At 42.7% G+C, this 16,876-nt stretch carries 17 protein-coding genes; 4 read left to right on the forward strand and 13 right to left on the reverse strand.

Annotated features, from left to right (window positions below; genetic code table 11):
* The first annotated feature begins 221 nt into the window (after nucleotides 1-221).
* From FIB07_17500 to FIB07_17510, 3 genes are all read left to right on the forward strand, one after another.
* A complete protein-coding gene (locus FIB07_17500) occupies nucleotides 222-2,333 on the forward strand; it encodes a DNA topoisomerase I (GenBank protein NJD54640.1) in 2,112 nt (703 codons plus the stop codon).
* A 2-nt stretch (nucleotides 2,334-2,335) separates the two neighbouring features.
* Nucleotides 2,336-2,800: a DedA family protein gene (locus tag FIB07_17505; protein ID NJD54641.1), complete on the forward strand. Its 465-nt coding sequence runs from the start codon at nucleotides 2,336-2,338 to the stop codon at nucleotides 2,798-2,800.
* Between the two features lie 83 nt (nucleotides 2,801-2,883).
* Nucleotides 2,884-3,981, forward strand: coding sequence for a DUF373 family protein (locus FIB07_17510; protein NJD54642.1), 1,098 nt, complete (start codon nucleotides 2,884-2,886; stop codon nucleotides 3,979-3,981).
* Here FIB07_17510 and FIB07_17515 read toward each other — a convergent pair.
* The 12 genes from FIB07_17515 to pan form a co-directional block, all read right to left on the reverse strand.
* Entirely contained in the window at nucleotides 3,978-4,628 is a 651-nt protein-coding gene (locus tag FIB07_17515) for a hypothetical protein (GenBank protein NJD54643.1), read from the reverse strand. The genes FIB07_17510 and FIB07_17515 overlap by 4 nt on opposite strands.
* A gap of 190 nt (nucleotides 4,629-4,818) precedes the next feature.
* On the reverse strand, nucleotides 4,819-6,162 hold the full coding sequence (locus tag FIB07_17520; protein ID NJD54644.1) for a dihydroorotase: 1,344 nt from the start codon (nucleotides 6,160-6,162) through the stop codon (nucleotides 4,819-4,821).
* Nucleotides 6,163-6,254: 92 nt separating this feature from the next.
* Nucleotides 6,255-6,965, reverse strand: coding sequence for an ABC transporter ATP-binding protein (locus FIB07_17525; protein ID NJD54645.1), 711 nt, complete (start codon nucleotides 6,963-6,965; stop codon nucleotides 6,255-6,257).
* Nucleotides 6,958-8,106 (reverse strand): ABC transporter permease, encoded by a 1,149-nt coding sequence (locus tag FIB07_17530; GenBank protein ID NJD54646.1) that lies wholly within the window; start codon nucleotides 8,104-8,106, stop codon nucleotides 6,958-6,960. The genes FIB07_17525 and FIB07_17530 overlap by 8 nt, the downstream gene beginning before the upstream one ends.
* The gene (locus FIB07_17535; GenBank protein NJD54647.1) at nucleotides 8,099-9,253 is read right to left on the reverse strand and encodes an ABC transporter permease; all 1,155 of its coding nucleotides are present in this window, start codon (nucleotides 9,251-9,253) and stop codon (nucleotides 8,099-8,101) included. Before FIB07_17535 ends, FIB07_17530 begins: the two co-directional genes overlap by 8 nt.
* A 10-nt stretch (nucleotides 9,254-9,263) precedes the next feature.
* Complete coding sequence (locus FIB07_17540; protein NJD54648.1) at nucleotides 9,264-10,319, reverse strand: hypothetical protein; 1,056 nt, start codon at nucleotides 10,317-10,319, stop codon at nucleotides 9,264-9,266.
* 93 nt (nucleotides 10,320-10,412) lie between these two features.
* Entirely contained in the window at nucleotides 10,413-11,192 is a 780-nt protein-coding gene (locus FIB07_17545) for an epoxyqueuosine reductase (protein ID NJD54649.1), read from the reverse strand.
* A 4-nt stretch (nucleotides 11,193-11,196) separates the two neighbouring features.
* Nucleotides 11,197-11,694, reverse strand: a complete 498-nt coding sequence (locus tag FIB07_17550) for an FprA family A-type flavoprotein (protein ID NJD54650.1) — start codon at nucleotides 11,692-11,694, stop codon at nucleotides 11,197-11,199.
* Entirely contained in the window at nucleotides 11,660-12,154 is a 495-nt protein-coding gene (locus FIB07_17555; protein NJD54651.1) for a rubrerythrin family protein, read from the reverse strand. Before FIB07_17555 ends, FIB07_17550 begins: the two co-directional genes overlap by 35 nt.
* A 61-nt stretch (nucleotides 12,155-12,215) precedes the next feature.
* On the reverse strand, nucleotides 12,216-12,764 hold the full coding sequence (locus tag FIB07_17560) for a YbhB/YbcL family Raf kinase inhibitor-like protein (GenBank protein NJD54652.1): 549 nt from the start codon (nucleotides 12,762-12,764) through the stop codon (nucleotides 12,216-12,218).
* Nucleotides 12,765-12,822: 58 nt separating this feature from the next.
* Nucleotides 12,823-13,191, reverse strand: coding sequence for a hypothetical protein (locus tag FIB07_17565; protein NJD54653.1), 369 nt, complete (start codon nucleotides 13,189-13,191; stop codon nucleotides 12,823-12,825).
* Nucleotides 13,192-13,255: 64 nt separating this feature from the next.
* Nucleotides 13,256-14,497, reverse strand: a complete 1,242-nt coding sequence (gene pan, locus FIB07_17570) for a proteasome-activating nucleotidase (GenBank protein ID NJD54654.1) — start codon at nucleotides 14,495-14,497, stop codon at nucleotides 13,256-13,258.
* A gap of 52 nt (nucleotides 14,498-14,549) precedes the next feature.
* On the opposite strand from pan, the gene FIB07_17575 reads away from it, so the two are divergent.
* Complete coding sequence (locus FIB07_17575) at nucleotides 14,550-15,035, forward strand: TIGR00270 family protein (protein ID NJD54655.1); 486 nt, start codon at nucleotides 14,550-14,552, stop codon at nucleotides 15,033-15,035.
* 48 nt (nucleotides 15,036-15,083) lie between these two features.
* Here FIB07_17575 and aksA read toward each other — a convergent pair whose 3' ends face one another.
* On the reverse strand, nucleotides 15,084-16,241 hold the full coding sequence (gene aksA, locus FIB07_17580) for a homoaconitate hydratase (protein ID NJD54656.1): 1,158 nt from the start codon (nucleotides 16,239-16,241) through the stop codon (nucleotides 15,084-15,086).
* Nucleotides 16,242-16,876: the final 635 nt, after the last annotated feature.

The raw sequence follows: 16,876 nt of genomic DNA on the forward strand, positions 1-16,876 counted from the left end.
ATCCGAAAAACATATTTGTTTTTCCTACAACACACATTCCTGTTTTCACAAGCAGGAAGCGTCCTGTATGTTTTAAACCGTATATAACAGTTTCCCTTGGCAAATGAAATTACAACTTATTAAGCCCGGAATAACCCATATATAAATAAATATATATTCAATTATAACCAAACCTATATAAACAACTTACATTCTTATCCAGACACCTCCGAGGGTACACGATGCATTTAATAATAACAGAAAAGCATGACACTGCCAAAAGAATCGCAGCAATACTATCCGATAAAAAGCCAGATAAAGAAAGAGTGAATGGTGTTGATACATATAAATTCAACGAAACCGCCGTGATTGGCTTATCCGGGCACATAGTAGAAGTGGATTTTCCGAAGGAATACAATAACTGGCAGAAAACAGATCTACAGAACCTGATACATGCAGAAGTTCATACAAACCCAACCCAGGCCAACATTGTAACTGCGATTCGAAAACTGGGAAAAACTGCACAACACCTGACAATTGCCACTGACTATGACCGTGAAGGTGAATTGATAGGCGTAGAAGCATTGAATGTAGTAAAAAAAGTAAACCCGGATATTCCCGCGGACCGTGTCCACTACAGCACGATAACTCCGGCAGAGATCAAAAAAGCTTTTTCTGCCCCGGTAAAAATTGATTTTAATCTTGCTGCTGCCGGCGAGTCACGGCAGGTCATAGACCTCATATGGGGTGCGGTTCTTACCCGCTTTGTCTCATTGAGTTCAGGAAGGCTTGGGGATAAATTCCTGTCAGTGGGGAGAGTGCAGTCACCTACCCTTGCAATCATCGTGAACCGTGAAAAAGAACGCGAAACATTTATTCCTGTCCCTTACTGGGAACTGTACGCTACACTTAAAAATGGCGGGGAATTTGAAGCACAGCACAAAAAGGGACGATTCCTTGATCAGGCAGAAGCTGAAGCGACAAGGGCAAAACTTGGAAAAACCGGAACAGTAAACAGTATCACACTTGGAAAACGAAGCGAAAAACCCCCAATTCCGTTTAATACCACCGAATTCTTAAGAGCGGCAAGCTCTATCGGAATATCCCCTTCAAATGCCATGAGGATAGCAGAATTCCTTTACGTGAATGGTTACATCTCGTATCCACGTACTGATAATACCGTTTATCCTGAAACACTTGACACGAAAGGAATCATTGAATCTTTCCTGGACACAGAATTCAAAGAATATGCACAGAAGCTATTATCCGGAAAACTCCAGCCCACAAGAGGCAAGAAAGAAACTACCGACCACCCGCCTATACATCCCGCGACACCCGTAAAGAGAAGTCAGCTTAAAGATGATGAATGGAAATTATATGAGCTTGTAGTCCGGCGGTTCTTCGCAACATTTGCGGGCGAAACACTCTGGGAAACAATGGCTGTAACAGTTGATATCAGTGGTGAGGATTTTGGGGCGAACGGGGCAAGACTGATGGAACCTGGTTGGAGATGGTATTATTCGTATAATCTGCCAGAAGACAGGATACTGCCAGAGTTAACAGAAGGCCAATCCCTCACAGTAAAAGAAGTAAATCTTATTGGAAAAGAGACACAGCCTCCTTCAAGATACGGGCAGGGTCATCTTATCAAGATAATGGAAGACCTGGGCCTGGGAACTAAATCCACGCGCCACGAAATAATATCCAAACTCTATTCCAGGGCGTATGTTCACGGAAATCCAATCCAGCCCACAAAAACTGCCTTTGCAGTTGTTGAAGCGCTTGAAAAATATGCAAGCACCATCACTAAACCCGACATGACAAGCAAACTTGAAAAAGACATGGATGAGATTTCCGAAGGCAAAATTACCGAAGATTTCGTTGTCAGGGAATCAAGGGACATGCTGGGCGAAGTATTCAAGGATATGACCAAAAACAAGGACCTGATAAGTGAATCCCTGAGGAACGGATTATATGAAGACAGGGTTATTGGTACATGCCAGAAATGTTCTTCTGACCTTATCATCCGAAAATCAAAGAAAGGTTCAAGATTTATCGGATGTTCGGGGTATCCGAATTGTGATTTCACTCTTCCATTGCCTAAAATCGGACAGATCGTAGTCACTGAAAAAAAATGCAATGACCATGGTCTCTTTCATATTAAAATAGTGAACAAAGGGAAACGACCCTGGGAAATCGGATGCCCACACTGTAATTTTATTGAATGGCAGAAGAAGGTTGAAGAAGAAAAGAAGAATGGATCGGTAAAAGAGCCAAAAATTGAAGTAAAGGAAGTTAAATCAAGTAAAAGCAAAAATAAAACTAAAAATAATTCTTCAAAAAATAAGCAATAAAAATGGTATTATTTGAAATTTTCATATCTTATGGGATGGCAGGACTTCTTCTTATAGCCCTCATTTCATCCATAATACCAATACCGACAGAACCCGTTGTTTTCGGATTACTGGATGTTGGAAAAAAACCTGAGATAGTATTATTGATTTTGATAATAGGATCAATCGCAGGAGCATATATTGGATATTTATTAGGAAAATATAAAATCCGAAAGATCATACCATTCCATGACCGGAAAAAGGAACTGATGATGCAATTATATTTTCGCAAATACGGTGCATTCCTGCTAATCATCTCCCCATGGATCCCGATTGTTGGCGACCTTGCCCCAATGGTTGCAGGAGTTGAAAATTATGAAACTAAAAGGTTCATGGTGGTGATATCAATCGCAAAAACAATAAAAAGTATCGGGATCATATATTTGTCAATAAAAATTATTGATTTATGGAGTCTTTTCCCCAAATAAAAGATATTTTGATATAAAGATATTTGCAATTTATAAAATTGATACGAATGTTATTTATATATACATGAAGATAACAGAGTGCAATGCATACGCTTATCATATGTATTGACAGGGACAACGACCTTGGAGAAAAGGGAAAAGTGGAAAGCCCGATAATCGGGCGCACTGCAAATATCGATGCTGCGGTCAAACTTGCTTCCAGCGACCCGGAAGATTCGGATATCAACACAATTTTTGGCGGCATTAATGTTTATGATAAACTCATTGCCCAGAAAGAGAATGTAGAGATCATTTCAATAGCCGGGGATAAAAAAGTCGGAATACTGGCTGACAGGAAAATCGCAGAGCAGCTTGACAGAATTCTCCTTGAGCTAAAACCACTTAAAGTTATACTTGTTTCTGATGGGGCAGAAGATGAATCTGTATTGCCAATCATACAATCCAGAGTAAAAGTTGATGCCGTTCATAGAATAATCGTAAAGCAGCATGAGAATCTGGAAAGCACATATTATATAATCAGAAAAGCATTCAACGACCCAAAAATATCACATACTTTTTTCGTTCCGATCGGCCTTGTTTTCCTGATCTATGCGATTTCATTATATTTTGACCGCCCTGAGATCGCAGTAATGGCAATAACTGCAAGCATTGGCCTTTATATGCTATTTCGGGGGACAGGTCTTGATGATGTCGTGGATAGTTTCAAAGGAACTATGATGAAATCCCTGTATGGAGGAAATATTACTTTTGTTATGTACCTGGCAGCCATAATACTATCACTCATTGGTACTGTGCAGGGTGGTATTATGCTCTGGGAATATTATAATGAGCCGATACTTGTGGGATATCTTGTCCTGCTTATGGGTTACATCAATGCCTCCATATGGTGGTATGCAATTGCAGGTGTAATAATCAATATTGGCATAATTTTTGACCTGCATCTGTCTAAAGAAAAGATCGGAAGGCACTGGTCACATCCGTTCTTTGTGTTTGCTGCAGGTATTATCTTATGGGCTGGAAGCACATACATACTTGTTATACGGGAAGCAATGGACAAATATCCTATAATCAATAATGGTCGCCAGTTTGTACTCGGAAGCGTGATAGTGGCAGTATTAATTGCAGTTATAGGCGCATGGATTTCAGCAAGGACAACAAGGAACAGGGTATCAAAACGCTAATCGTTCTTGTGTCTTTCCATAGCTTCATCAAGGGTCAATTCCCCTTTTGCAACGGCTCTTGCGAGAAGCCGCGGAATAGTCGAACGACCGTTACTGTATTCCCGGCTTGATTCCTGAATTACCCTTACTTCCCCATTCGAAGGCTCAATGAATTGTTTTCCCATAATTTTTCCGGGGATCAATGCAATATTAATTGCTGCAATAATATCAGATATCACCTGTCCATGAACTCCTTTTCCAAGATGCGGTGTTGTTCCGGTTTCATCTACCATCTCTACCTGAATTCCAAGATCAAGTATCCCGTTGATCAATTGTGAACGTATCAGTCTTGCACCATGACCTATCCTTACAATGATTTTTTTATTCTCAAATTCCTGCATTGTTCGCTTTATAAGCGGGCAGACATCACCCACAGAGACATGATGAACAGAAATTGTCTTGTTATTTCCAAGTATGGCAACACCCGGATATTTTCCAGGGTCTATTCCTATAACCAAATGTTCGAAATCCTGTCCTGACAGCATGGAAAGCGCTTTATCAAGGGTTGCCTGTGGCCTGTTATCAGCGATAATAATCCTGCCATGATCAAAATCAATAAACTCAAATTCACTCTCTGTAGTAATGATAACACCAACGTGCGGAGGTATGCGTTCTTTGGGATTCAGGACAGGGATATTCAATTTACGGGATCGGGCTTCCTCAATGATGGAATGATATACAGGAAAATCATCCGTAACAAGGGCTATCGTCTTATACCTCTAAACCCCTCCTGAAAAGTTGTTTCTGCATTGCAATTATATTCCTTTTAATATTATGGTTCACTATATATTACCCTTTTCATTCATCTCCAGGCTCATCTCCTGTATTCAATCCCTGCCCGGGATTGAACCGACCACGGCCACTCCTTGCAATTATTTCACCGTCTTCTAAAACTACTTCGCCGCGTGAGATAGTCATTCCTGGAAACAAACCTTTCATGCCATTAAAAGGTGTCCATCCTGCTTTGCTGTGAAGTTTTTCTTTACGGATCTCTTTTTCTTCACCCACAATTATCATATCAGCATCATATCCAGGCGCAATTACGCCTTTTTTCAGGTTGAATATTCTTGCAGGGTTCTGGCTTGTTATTTCAATCACCCGTTTCAGTGTAAGAAAATTTCGCTTTACTGCCATAAGCATCAGGGGCATCATTGTTTCAACACCTGGAACACCCGCCGGAGCAGACCATATATCGGTCATTTTCTCGGATTCAAGATGCGGGGCATGGTCTGAGGCTACTATATCTATAGTTCCGTCATTCAATCCTGCCCAGAGACTTTGCTGGGATGGAAAATCACGAAGTGGCGGGTTCATTTTTCCCAGCGTTCCCAGCCGCCTGTAATCCCTTGTGGATAGGAAAAGATGGTGGGGTGTTACTTCGCAGGTTATATTTTTATTTTCAGTTTTTGCTTCCCTTATCACGTTGAGGCTCTCAAGTGCACTGATATGGCAGAAATGCAGCTTTGTTGCATCCATTGCAAGCTTTATCGCTTTTTCCACCGCGATTTTTTCAGATAAATTGGGACGGGACTTGGAATACGACTCAGGTGCAAGATTCCCTTTAAGCAGATGTGCGAAATTCTTTCCTGTCTCTTCGTCCTCAGCATGAATACAGGCAACTGCGCCAAGATTTCCAATTGCCTCAAACGCTTCTTTCAATGTCCCATCATTAACATTCAGCGATCCTGTGGATTCTGCCATGAATATCTCACCGAATGCAGTTGCCCCAAGTTCCCAGAGATCTTTAAAATTCGTAAGATTTGCTGTTACCCCTGCATTGATACCATAATCGATTATTGATTTCCTGGATTCTTTTAGCTTTTCCTTGAACGAGGAGCGATCTATTGTAGGTGGAATCGTGTTGGGATGGTCTATGACCATCGTAACGCCCCCGGCTGCCGCTGCGCATGAACCTGTATACCAGTTCTCCTTCTTTGTCATTCCAGGGTCACGAAAATGAACGTGGACATCAATAGCCCCTGGCAGGATAAGCGCGCCTTTTGCATCTATGATCTCGTTCACATCCTGCTGTCCAACGATTTTTCCGATCTTTGAGATTTTTCCGTTATCCACGGCTATTTCAGCGGGCTGGATAGCATCGTTTATGAAAATTCTTGCATTCTTGATTATGAGGTCGGGCATGGTTGATTTTATTCACCGCAAAGACTGTTTGAATTGTTTTATTGATATAGATTGTCCGGGATACATAACTATGCTTCTATAGTTATGAATATTCAGGAGGTTTTAATTTCATCAGCGGCGTTTATCGTATCACTTTCGATCCTCCCATCCCGCATTTTTATTACTCTCCTGGTCCTTGCTGAAACCGCAGTATCATGGGTCACAACAAGTATAGTCTGCCCGTTTTCACTTAGTCCGCGAAGGAGTTCCACGATCATATCCCTCGTCTTTGTATCCACTTCCCCCGTAGGCTCATCAGCAAGTATGATCGCGGGATTGTTCGCCATAGCCCGCGCGATCGCGACCCGCTGCTGCTCCCCGCCTGATAATTCAGATGGCTTATGGTTCATCCTGTCACGAAGCCCCATCCGGGTGAGAAGCTCTGTCGCTCTTTCTTTTCGCTTGCTTTTCGCAACCCTTGCAAACCGCATCGCAATATCAACGTTTTCAAAAGCTGAAAGCGTGGGTATGAGATTAAAATGCTGGAATACAAAACCGATCTTTTCGCGGCGGATTTTCGGTGCTTCGTTATCTGTTGCTTTTGTGACCTCGACCCCATCAATAAACACGCTGCCTTTTGTTGGTCTATCAAGAAGCCCTATCATTGAAAGGAACGTGGATTTACCGCTTCCCGATGGCCCTATAATGCTCAGGAACTCACCTTTCATGACCTCAAAACTCACATCAGTCAGGGCATGCACAGGGATTTTTCCCTGCATATAGGTTTTTGATAGGTTCCTGACACTCAGGATAGGTTCATCCATACTTCATGGCCTCCATGGGATTCATTTTCGTTGCACGATACGCTGGAATAGTGCCCGAAAAAGTCCCGAGAAGAGTTGCAAAAAGCAGTGATATTATAATAAGCCTTGGTGTGATAGCAAAAAGCACCATTCCCATGGTAGAAAGGTATTCATTCATATAATATATGAATATTCCACCTCCGGTTATCCCGATAATCCCGCCAAGTATCCCCATAAGCGCAGATTCTCCCATGGTAAGATAAAGAATATCCCTTACCTCTGCGCCCATTGCTTTCATGAGACCGAAATCTTTTATCCTTTCCGAAACCGACATCAACATGGTGTTCATTACGCTTAAACCTCCAATGATAGCTGCAAGGATTGCCGAACTCAGAGTTATCAAATTGATAACTACAAGTGTTTTTTCTACTTGTTCCCTGAGTTTTTGAGGCGATAAGGCCGTGATTTTTTCAACGCTCAGTTCTATTCTTTTTGCAAGGTCTTCCCCGTCAGCCGACGGCTCAGGTATGACCCATATATAAGAAACCGTATTTTCAAGCTCATAAAATTTTTGTGCTGTTTCAAGTGGAATCGCAATAATATTGTCATAATCCGAGCTTGTATATTCCAGTATTCCCACAACAGTAAAATTTCTTTCATGGGTTATGGAAGAAGTGCCCCTGAATCTTTTTGATTTTATGGGAAGTTCATCCCCTGCTTTTATTTTGAATTCCCGTTCAACATTGCTGCCCAGTACAGCCCTGTAAGTGTCACCCGGAAGGAGGAGTCTCCCACTTTTCAATTTTGTATCTTTCAATGTGGGTTCTTGCTTATCGACAGGGATTCCCACGACATAATCTCCAATCAACCCTATCCCTTCAACATCATAAGGCATCCACAATAAGCCATATGCATCATAAACACCTGGAACACGCTTGACTTTTCTTACAGTGGATTCATCTATGCTTCCTCCCAGATATCCTGTTTCAGGAACAACCTGGATTTTATCCACAAGTTTCAATGTGTTTTCTGAATGGCGGTTAAAATATTCCGACATCCCGCCCATGACCATGACAGCAAATATCCCGAGTGCTATCCCGAACACGGTTAAACCTGTCCTGAATTTTCTCTGGGTGATATTCCGAATTATGAGATCATTCATACCGCAGCGCCTCCATCGGACTCATCTTTGCTGCCCTGTAAGCCGGGTACAGGCCTGATAGTACCCCGAGAAGAGTTGAAAAAACAATCGCGATAAAAAGTAGTCTCGGAGTGATCGAAAAAAGAACAGTGCCACGGGAAGCAAGATAATCATTCAAATAATATACAAGGGCTCCGCCTGCAAGTATTCCGCATATGCCGCCAAGTACTCCCATTAAAGCTGCTTCTCCCATTGTCATAAAAAGAATATCCTTTGTCTCGGCTCCCAAGGCTTTCATGAGCCCGAATTCCTTTGTTCTTTCCGAAACCGACATCAGCATTGTGTTCACAACACTTAAGCCCCCGATAATTGCTGCAAGTACGGCAGCACTTATTGTTATAAGAGTGAAAATAACAAGTGACTGCTCGATTTGCTTACGCAACTGCTCAGGAGAAAATGTCTTTATTTTTTCCACATTCAGTTCTATCCTTTTAGAAAGATCTTCTGCATCCGTGCCCTGATCAGGGACAGCGAGAATAAAAGACACCGTATCCCCGCGATCATAAAATTTTTGTGCTATATCAAGCGGGATTATAACGCCATTATCAAAGAAAGAACCCGTATATTCCATTATTCCAACAACTGTAAAATTCCTCGTATGGGTTATTGATGAAGCGCGCTGTACGCGCTTGCTCTTTATCTGGAGTTCATCTCCTGCTTTCAGGTTAAACTCGCGCGCAACGCTGCTGCCAAGTACTGCCCTGTAACCATCACCCACAGCCAGGAACCTGCCCTGCGTAAGTTTTGTATCTTTTAATAAGGAGAGTTGTTTTTCAGGTTGTACTCCAATCACCACATCACCGCCAAAAAAACCCAGGCTTTCAGGATCAAGCGCAGCCTGCAAAATCCCATAGGCATCGGCGACACCAGTTACCCTTTTTACTTCCCTTGCTTTTGAATTGTTAAGATCCCCGCCCCCGAATCCTATTTCCGGGAATACGCGGATCTTATCTGCTGTCAAACTTATGGATTTATCAAAAGTCATGTTGAAATGCTCAGACATCCCTCCCATAACAATAACTGCAAGTATCCCGAGCGCAATACCGAAAACTGTTAGCCCTGCCCTGAGTTTTCGATGTATGATGTTCTTAAGGATGAGATCAAACATTAAACACCTCTTAAACTTTCAATTTCCGGGATATTACTATTACCACCAGGACGATCAGGAAAACGATCCCTTCGAATCCGGGTGTGCTGTTTGCAGGCGAAGTTATATTCGCAGTCGGATACTCCGGTATCTTGAGTACGGTTTCATATTTGTCTATCGTAATGTTTTTATGGTTCACCGCCTCCAGGATCACATCATAATTCCCGGGTGCGATTCCTTTCCATACAACGCCAGCAGTTGATTCTTTCCCTGATGTGAGTATGTCTTCAAGCTGCTGCCTGTATACCTGCGTTTCTCCTGTTGTCCTGTTCTTTGCAGAAACAACAATTGATCCATCAAAAGGGACCTGTGATTTTCCCTGTATAGTAACGCTTGCGCCGTATTCGTCCACCTGCACATCGGCAGGCAGTATCTCAACATCGTCTGTGGCTGTGAATCCGGCTATATATGTATTGACAAGAGGAGGCGCATACAGCCTGTGGGTGAATATTTTTGCCCGGACAATATAGTTCTTGTTATCAGTGAGCAGGAAAGGCCACAGTATTTGCAGGTCAGTGCTGGTTGTAATTGATATATCCTCCCTGGTTTTAGAGTAAACAATGTCGTTATTATCCAGCAATTCAATTTTAATATCCGTCACTGTGGGATTAAAAGAACGAAGCAATAACTGTACTCCGCTGTTTGATGGTGAAAAATCCACGACCTGGAAAGAGGGCAGAGTGACAGTTCCGTAAGCGATAGGATATGAGTTGTTGGAGACGAGCCTGTCCCCTTCAAATAATGCGACCCTGGCAGTATAAAAATCATGCCTGGGTTTTTCCTGCCATATTATGACTTTGGTCAAAGGCTCTCCTGCCCTGGCATTAACCGGAACTTCATGAGATTCAACGAGTTCACCTGAGTATAAAAGTTCGAAAATTACTTTTCCGTTGAAATCCGCATCTGAATTAATAGTAACATCGCTTGTTGTGAAATCCGAAAAGAAATCAGTTAATTCAACGCGTGCGGATGCGGGATTGACTATAGATAAAATTATCAAAATTAAAAATACTGAATACGATTTCATTATTGTTATCCTGTTAAATTGCAATTGCATGTTACCCATTATAAACATTAAAGGTTTTAATTATATTTAAAATTTTCAAAATCTATTTTAAAATTATCCTTTACTCCCGTATTTCCTTACATGCTCCCAGGCACTGTGATATTTCTCATATTTTTTATTTTTGGAATATATGGATATATTCTTCCTCCCGAACAATTCCCTGTCTTTTCCCACAGGGCAAATTTTAATGCAAATCCCACATGGAGACCTGAATTCGTCCCTCAGTCCGGCGCTGCGTATCGCACATGCTCTCTTATCAACAGGTGGCGGGAAATCGCCTTTTGTCGGGATTGCGCCAGCAGGGCAACTTTTTGCACATATCAGGCAGTGGATGCATATGTCCTTGATCTTTACAGGATCAGGTTTTATTTTAGCCGAGGTGAAAATCGATGTAAACCTGACCCTTGGCCCATATTCGGGGGTAAGCAGTACATTATTATGACCGAAAGAACCCAACCCTGCAAGGTATGCAGCGTGTTTATGAGAAAAAAACGCGAACGGTTTATCTATCAAAATTTTTATATCACCATATCCGTCCCTTGGGAGATATATAGAACTGAATCCTTTTTCATTCAGGAAATTCGCGATTTCATAGGCTTTAGAATCAAGCATTGAATTCACTGTTTTATAAAGTTCATGGTAATAGATAGAGGGCGCAGTCTCAACTATGGGTAATGATACGGGCAGCCCGATCACTATTACCGTTTTAGCTTCAGGATAAATGGATTGCGGCCAGAATTCTTCAGGTATCCATGGCGATAAAATATTGGGAAGCTCCTCAGGCGGGTTTTTCCATCTCTCAACGGGAGCAAAACCTACCAGAGGTATTCCCATGGCCTTACATTTCTTCAGAAGTTCTTTTTTCAATCTTATCCGCAATCTGTTTGCCAAGCTTCCTGCATTCCTCAAGGCCCTCTTCTTCAGGGATGCGCTTTATCCGAAGAGGCGGTTCAATTACATCCATCCCATAGCTGGAAAGTGTTTTAGTTATGGCAATTGGACCTTCCCCACTCCACCCGTATGACCCGAAGGCTGTTCCGACTTTGTTCTTAAGGGGAACTTTTGCCAGGCTTTCTACATATTTGATAACCGATGGCATTCCTGCGCCCTTGTAGGTTGCTAAGCCTATTGCTATTGCATCTGCATTTTCAACATCAGCCACGGTTGCTTCATCCACCTTCTTGATCAAAACATCAAGACCTGACTCCCTTGCTCCTTCTTCTATGGCTTTTGCCATCAAGCCGGTGTTGCCAAAGCCCGTACCGTATATTATCGCAAGTTTCTTTGCCATTATTATCGCCTCAATCCACCTTTTTAAACATTGATTTTGGAGCATTGCATATAGGGCATTTATCAGGCGCTTCTCCTTCTACCGTATTTCCACATATCTGGCACACATGATACTCAGTTTCCCTGTTCTTGCCAAGATTATCAAGAGCTTTCTGGTAAAGACCTGCATGGATCTTCTCTACCTGGTTTGCCACATCGAAGCTGAGTATTGCTGCATCCGATGCATTTTCATTTTTTGCCTGCTCGATGAATTCCGGGTACATGCGCTTGAATTCCGCTGTTTCCCCGGAGATTGCACTCTTAAGATTATCCTTTGTTTTCCCAACTCCGCCCATTACTCTCAGATGGTTCTTGGCATGTACGGTCTCAGCATCAGCGGCTGCGCGAAACAGTTTCGCTACCTGCTTATAGCCTTCCTGCTCGGCTTTATCAGCAAAAGCAAGATATTTCCTGTTCGCCTGTGATTCTCCAGCAAAAGCTTTTTCCAGATTATTCTGTGTGGTCATGATCTCACCTTTTATCCCATGTTATTAATCTACTGCTATAGGTGATATATTTTCCTGTCAATTACCCCTGGTATTTACCCATCAGTTCACCTTTTGCCAGTATGTGGCCCTGCATGGCGCTCTCAAGCTGATCCTTTGAAGCGCCCGGCGGCAGGCCAAGGTTAATATCCAGCGCATATACCTTAAAATAATACCTGTGCGGTTTTCCGGGCGGAGGACAGGGACCTCCGTATCCAGGCTGTCCAAAATCAGTCATACCCTGCATGCTTCCATCACTAAGTGTCTGGTTACGTGGCATGCCTTCTGGCAGCTTCTGAATCCCGGCAGGCATGTTATACAGCACCCAGTGCACGAATGGTCCTCCCGAAGCATCCGGGTCGTCCATTATCAATGCGATACTTTTTGTCCCGGCTGGTATCCCCTTCCAGGAAAGTGAAGGTGAAATATCCTTGCCATTACACGTAAATTCGTCAGGTATCGTGTCCCCCTCTTTAAATCCATCTGCTGAGATTGAAATCTTCTCCATATTGTCTCTGATATTATCCTCCTTTGTGATGCATCCGGCTGCAAGCAGAATTATTATGCTCAATAATGTAAGCCTGGCGTTCATCGTATTTTATACTCCCGGTTAATATCTGGCTTATTCAATATTAAAGTTTTCGAGATTTTTATATGACATTCATAGCTTTTTCTGCGGCTTTTTTTATCTCACTCAAGATCAGGCCAATATAACCTTCGTTCCCCACAAGAGCAACTATCAAAGCATCCGGGCCGGCTGTATATGTTATCAGCTGTTTATCATTAGTTTGAACAATTATGGATTTTGGTTTCTGTTTACTCAATCGTATTGTGGTAGATTCAGCCGACATATATAAAGTAGCAGTTAAAGCAGCGAATGCTTCACTATCAAGTCCCGCACTTGCTTCCCTGGAAACCATAAGTAACCCTTGTTTTGAAACAATCGCGCAAAGTTCGACACCTCCGACTGACTGCAGATCATCAAGGATCTTTTCAAGCATATTCGCGATAGTGTCCATTAATTCCTCGGCAAATTCATTGCCTTATATACAACCTTCAAGAAATAGGTTACTATCTCTTCATTCAGGCAAACATGCCTTCTGAATGTAGATTCAGCTTTGAGGGAGCGATCAATAACTTCCTGATTGCTTTTTGGAAGTCTTCCATTCCAACACCAAAGCGCTCTTCCCTTACCGCGAACATCCCTGCTTCCATTGCGATCGCCTTCAGGTCGGAACCATTCGCGCCATCAGTAAGTGAGGACAGTTCCTCAAAATCAACCTCTTCTGATAGCTTCATTTTCCTGGAATGAATCTTTAGTATCATTTTTCGCGCATCCTTGCTTGGCATCGGGATAGAAATGAACCTGTCAAATCGTCCCGGGCGAAGAAGAGCAAGATCAAGAATATCAGGCCTGTTGGTTGCGGCGATGATCCTGACATTCCCCCTTGGATTAAATCCATCCATTTCCGAAAGCAGCTGCATCAATGTGCGCTGGACTTCACGATCCCCGGATGTAGCCGAATCAATCCTTTTTGCTCCTATGGAATCAAGCTCGTCTATGAATATGATGCTGGGTGATTTTTCTTTTGCCATTTTGAAAAGGTCCCTTACAAGCCGCGCTCCTTCACCGATATATTTTTGTACAAGTTCCGAGCCCACTATCCTGATAAATGTTGCTTTTGTCTGGTTTGCAACGGCTTTTGCAAGCAAGGATTTTCCTGTTCCGGGTGCGCCGTATAACAATATGCCTTTGGGAGGCTCAATCCCGATACGTTCGAATACCTCCGGTTTTGTAAGCGGCAGTTCAACAGTCTCTCGAAGTTCACGGATCGCTTCCTCAAGACCCCCGATATCCGAATATGAAACGTCAGGCGACTCTATGACTTCCATACCGTGTACGAACGGGTCCTTTGATGACGGAAGGATACCGACAACAGCAAGGCTCTGGTAGTTTAAAGAAACAGAAGTTCCGGGCACAAGTTCCGAGCTGTTGATTAACTGGGTTGATCCGACAACGAACTGCGGGCCTGTACTGCTCCTGATTATCACTTTCCCGCCATCAAGAACATCCACAACAGTACCCACAACAAGCGGAGGGGTTTTTATTCGTTCAAGCTCGCTTTTCAGCTGCCGTATCTCTCTTTCGTAATTAAGCACCTGGCTTTCAGTAAAACGCTTTTCCATTTCTACCTTATTGGCCTGTTCCCTGAGGAGATTGTTTCTTTCCTCAAGCATTTTTATCCTGTCCATCAGATAGCGTGAAAAATCATTGTTACCCATTGAGACCGGGCTTTCCTGGGGATTATCCTGGGATTCTGACATCGAATGATATTTAAGCGTGGACGGTATATAGAGTTTTCGTCGAGATGATGTGATGGAATGTGAAATTTGTGGTACTAATATAAAGGGAAACCCTATTCGTGTGACAGTCGAAGGGACTGTACTGGACGTATGCATCAAATGCTCCCAATATGGAAAACCGCAGGATAAATGGACGCCGGTGTCAAGAAAAATGGCCCCGACAGAAAGGGTAATAGTTACACACAGGCCGAAAAGGGATGCTTTTGATAGGCTCGAGGATGAGATCCTGCCGGATTATGCGCAGGTCATCAAGAAAGCAAGGGAATCCCAGGGATTGACCATTGAAGATCTTGCATCCAGGATGATGGAAAAAGCTACCCTGATCAGGAAGATCGAACGTGAGGAGCTTATACCCGAGGATACAGTCCGGAAAAAGCTTGAAACAACATTAAATATCAAACTTACCGAAAAAGTATCTTCCAAGGACCAGAGGGGCGGCGGGTTCATCAGGGGAACCACGCTGGGAGATGTGGCAATTATCAGGAAGAAAGGGAAATAAACTTTCTCTGAAGTTTTCCTGGTGAATCTTTTGGGTTTTCAAACTATTTCATTCAAGCTCCTTAATAAACTCAGAAAGCCTGCCGCATGTGACCTTTTTCTTGGCCTCGCTGCATTTCTTGACCTTATCCAGAAGCGTGGACATCTGCTCATGTGTCAGATCATATCCCATTTTTTGCACTACACCTTTCAGGGCTTTTGAACCTGTGTGTTTTCCGATAATTATTTCCCGTTTGGCGCCTACCATTTCAGGAGCGAACAACTCATAAGTCATTGGTTCCTCAAGAACAGCAGCAACGTGAATCCCCGATTCATGGGCAAATGCATTTGCTCCCACTATCGCTTTTGTCTTTGGGATCGGTATTTCTGCATATTCTTCGACAAGCTTTGAAAGCTCCGTCAATTTGCTTACATCATATCTTTCAATACCGTATTGAACGCGCAGGCCCACCAGCAGTTCTTCAAGAGCAGCATTGCCGCAGCGTTCCCCGATCCCGTTGACTGTAGTATGCAACTGGAAAGCTCCTGCTTCGGCACCGCTCAGCGTGTTCGCAACAGCCATACCCAGGTCGTTATGGCAGTGTATACACAACCTGGTTTTTATGGTTTTCTTTATCTCGCTGACAAGATAGAACGCAGTACTGGGATTCAATATTCCTACCGTATCGGCAATACTCACATAATCTGCACCATGGTCTTCCGCTGATTTGAAAATAGACTTTAAGACACTGATATCCGTACGGGTTGCATCTTCAGCTGCAAAACGCACGATAAGGCCATGATCTTTGGCATAATCCAGCACATCAAGGGCGCAGGATGTAGCCTCTTCAAACGTTTTATGGTATTTGTATTTTAGATGCAGATCGGATGTTGCTATAAAAATGCTTATGAAATCCACATCGCATTTCAGTGCAGTGTCAACGTCTTTTGCAACCGAGCGTGCAAGACAGCATACCTTTGCATCAAGCCCAAGGTGTGCGATTTCACGGACTGTTGCTTCTTCAGCTGCCGATACTACCGGGAATCCGGCCTCAATAACATCGACGCCAATACTGTCAAGTTTCTCGGCGATCGCGATTTTTTCCTGTGTCGAAAAAGCTACGCCGGGCGTCTGTTCGCCATCCCGCAAAGTGACATCGCATATTTCGATGTCCCCGGGCTTATGATTGATGAATTTCATTAAGTTGTTTTTGGAATAATCGGTCATATTAATCAGGGTTATTAACGATGTTTATTAAACTGTCGGCAATATGTTTAATCATATTTCAAAATTATTGAATTTTGGAATATGCCGTTTTGGATGGTGTAGAAAGATATAAATCCATTGGTTTGGTGCTAAACAAAGCATTTTTAAATTAGATAATTTTTTAATATAATAATATTTCTTATTTATACAGTCATGAAAATAGCCTTACGGAAACCCACTGATCAAGCTTATCATGTAAATCTTAGTATATCTCAAATCAAAGATATTACTTTCAATAACAGAGCTTTACAGAGCCTTTAGCGCCGACTTCAAATAGCACGAAGCTGAAAAATAAGAATTAATTGGGTTGATGTATCTTATACAGGCCTCGTACATCGTACGGGTTTGGGGTGACTGCTACACACGCTCTTTTTCATGCTCTCATATGGTGATGGAAAGGACAAATTCCTCCTGAAATGCTGAAAATTCAGGAGCCTGGAGATAATAAAAATCGTGAGATAGATATATTTGGTCTCATTTCATATGGTAGTTATTAGGTGACTATTCAGACCCCCCAAATTATCCCATAACATATTCCGTTCATCCTAAAAAATTGAGTTCATTTTTTATTCTGCTATATTCGGAATAAATGCTTC

Origin of the sequence: Candidatus Methanoperedens sp., assembly GCA_012026795.1 — an archaeon.
GTDB lineage: Archaea > Halobacteriota > Methanosarcinia > Methanosarcinales > Methanoperedenaceae > Methanoperedens.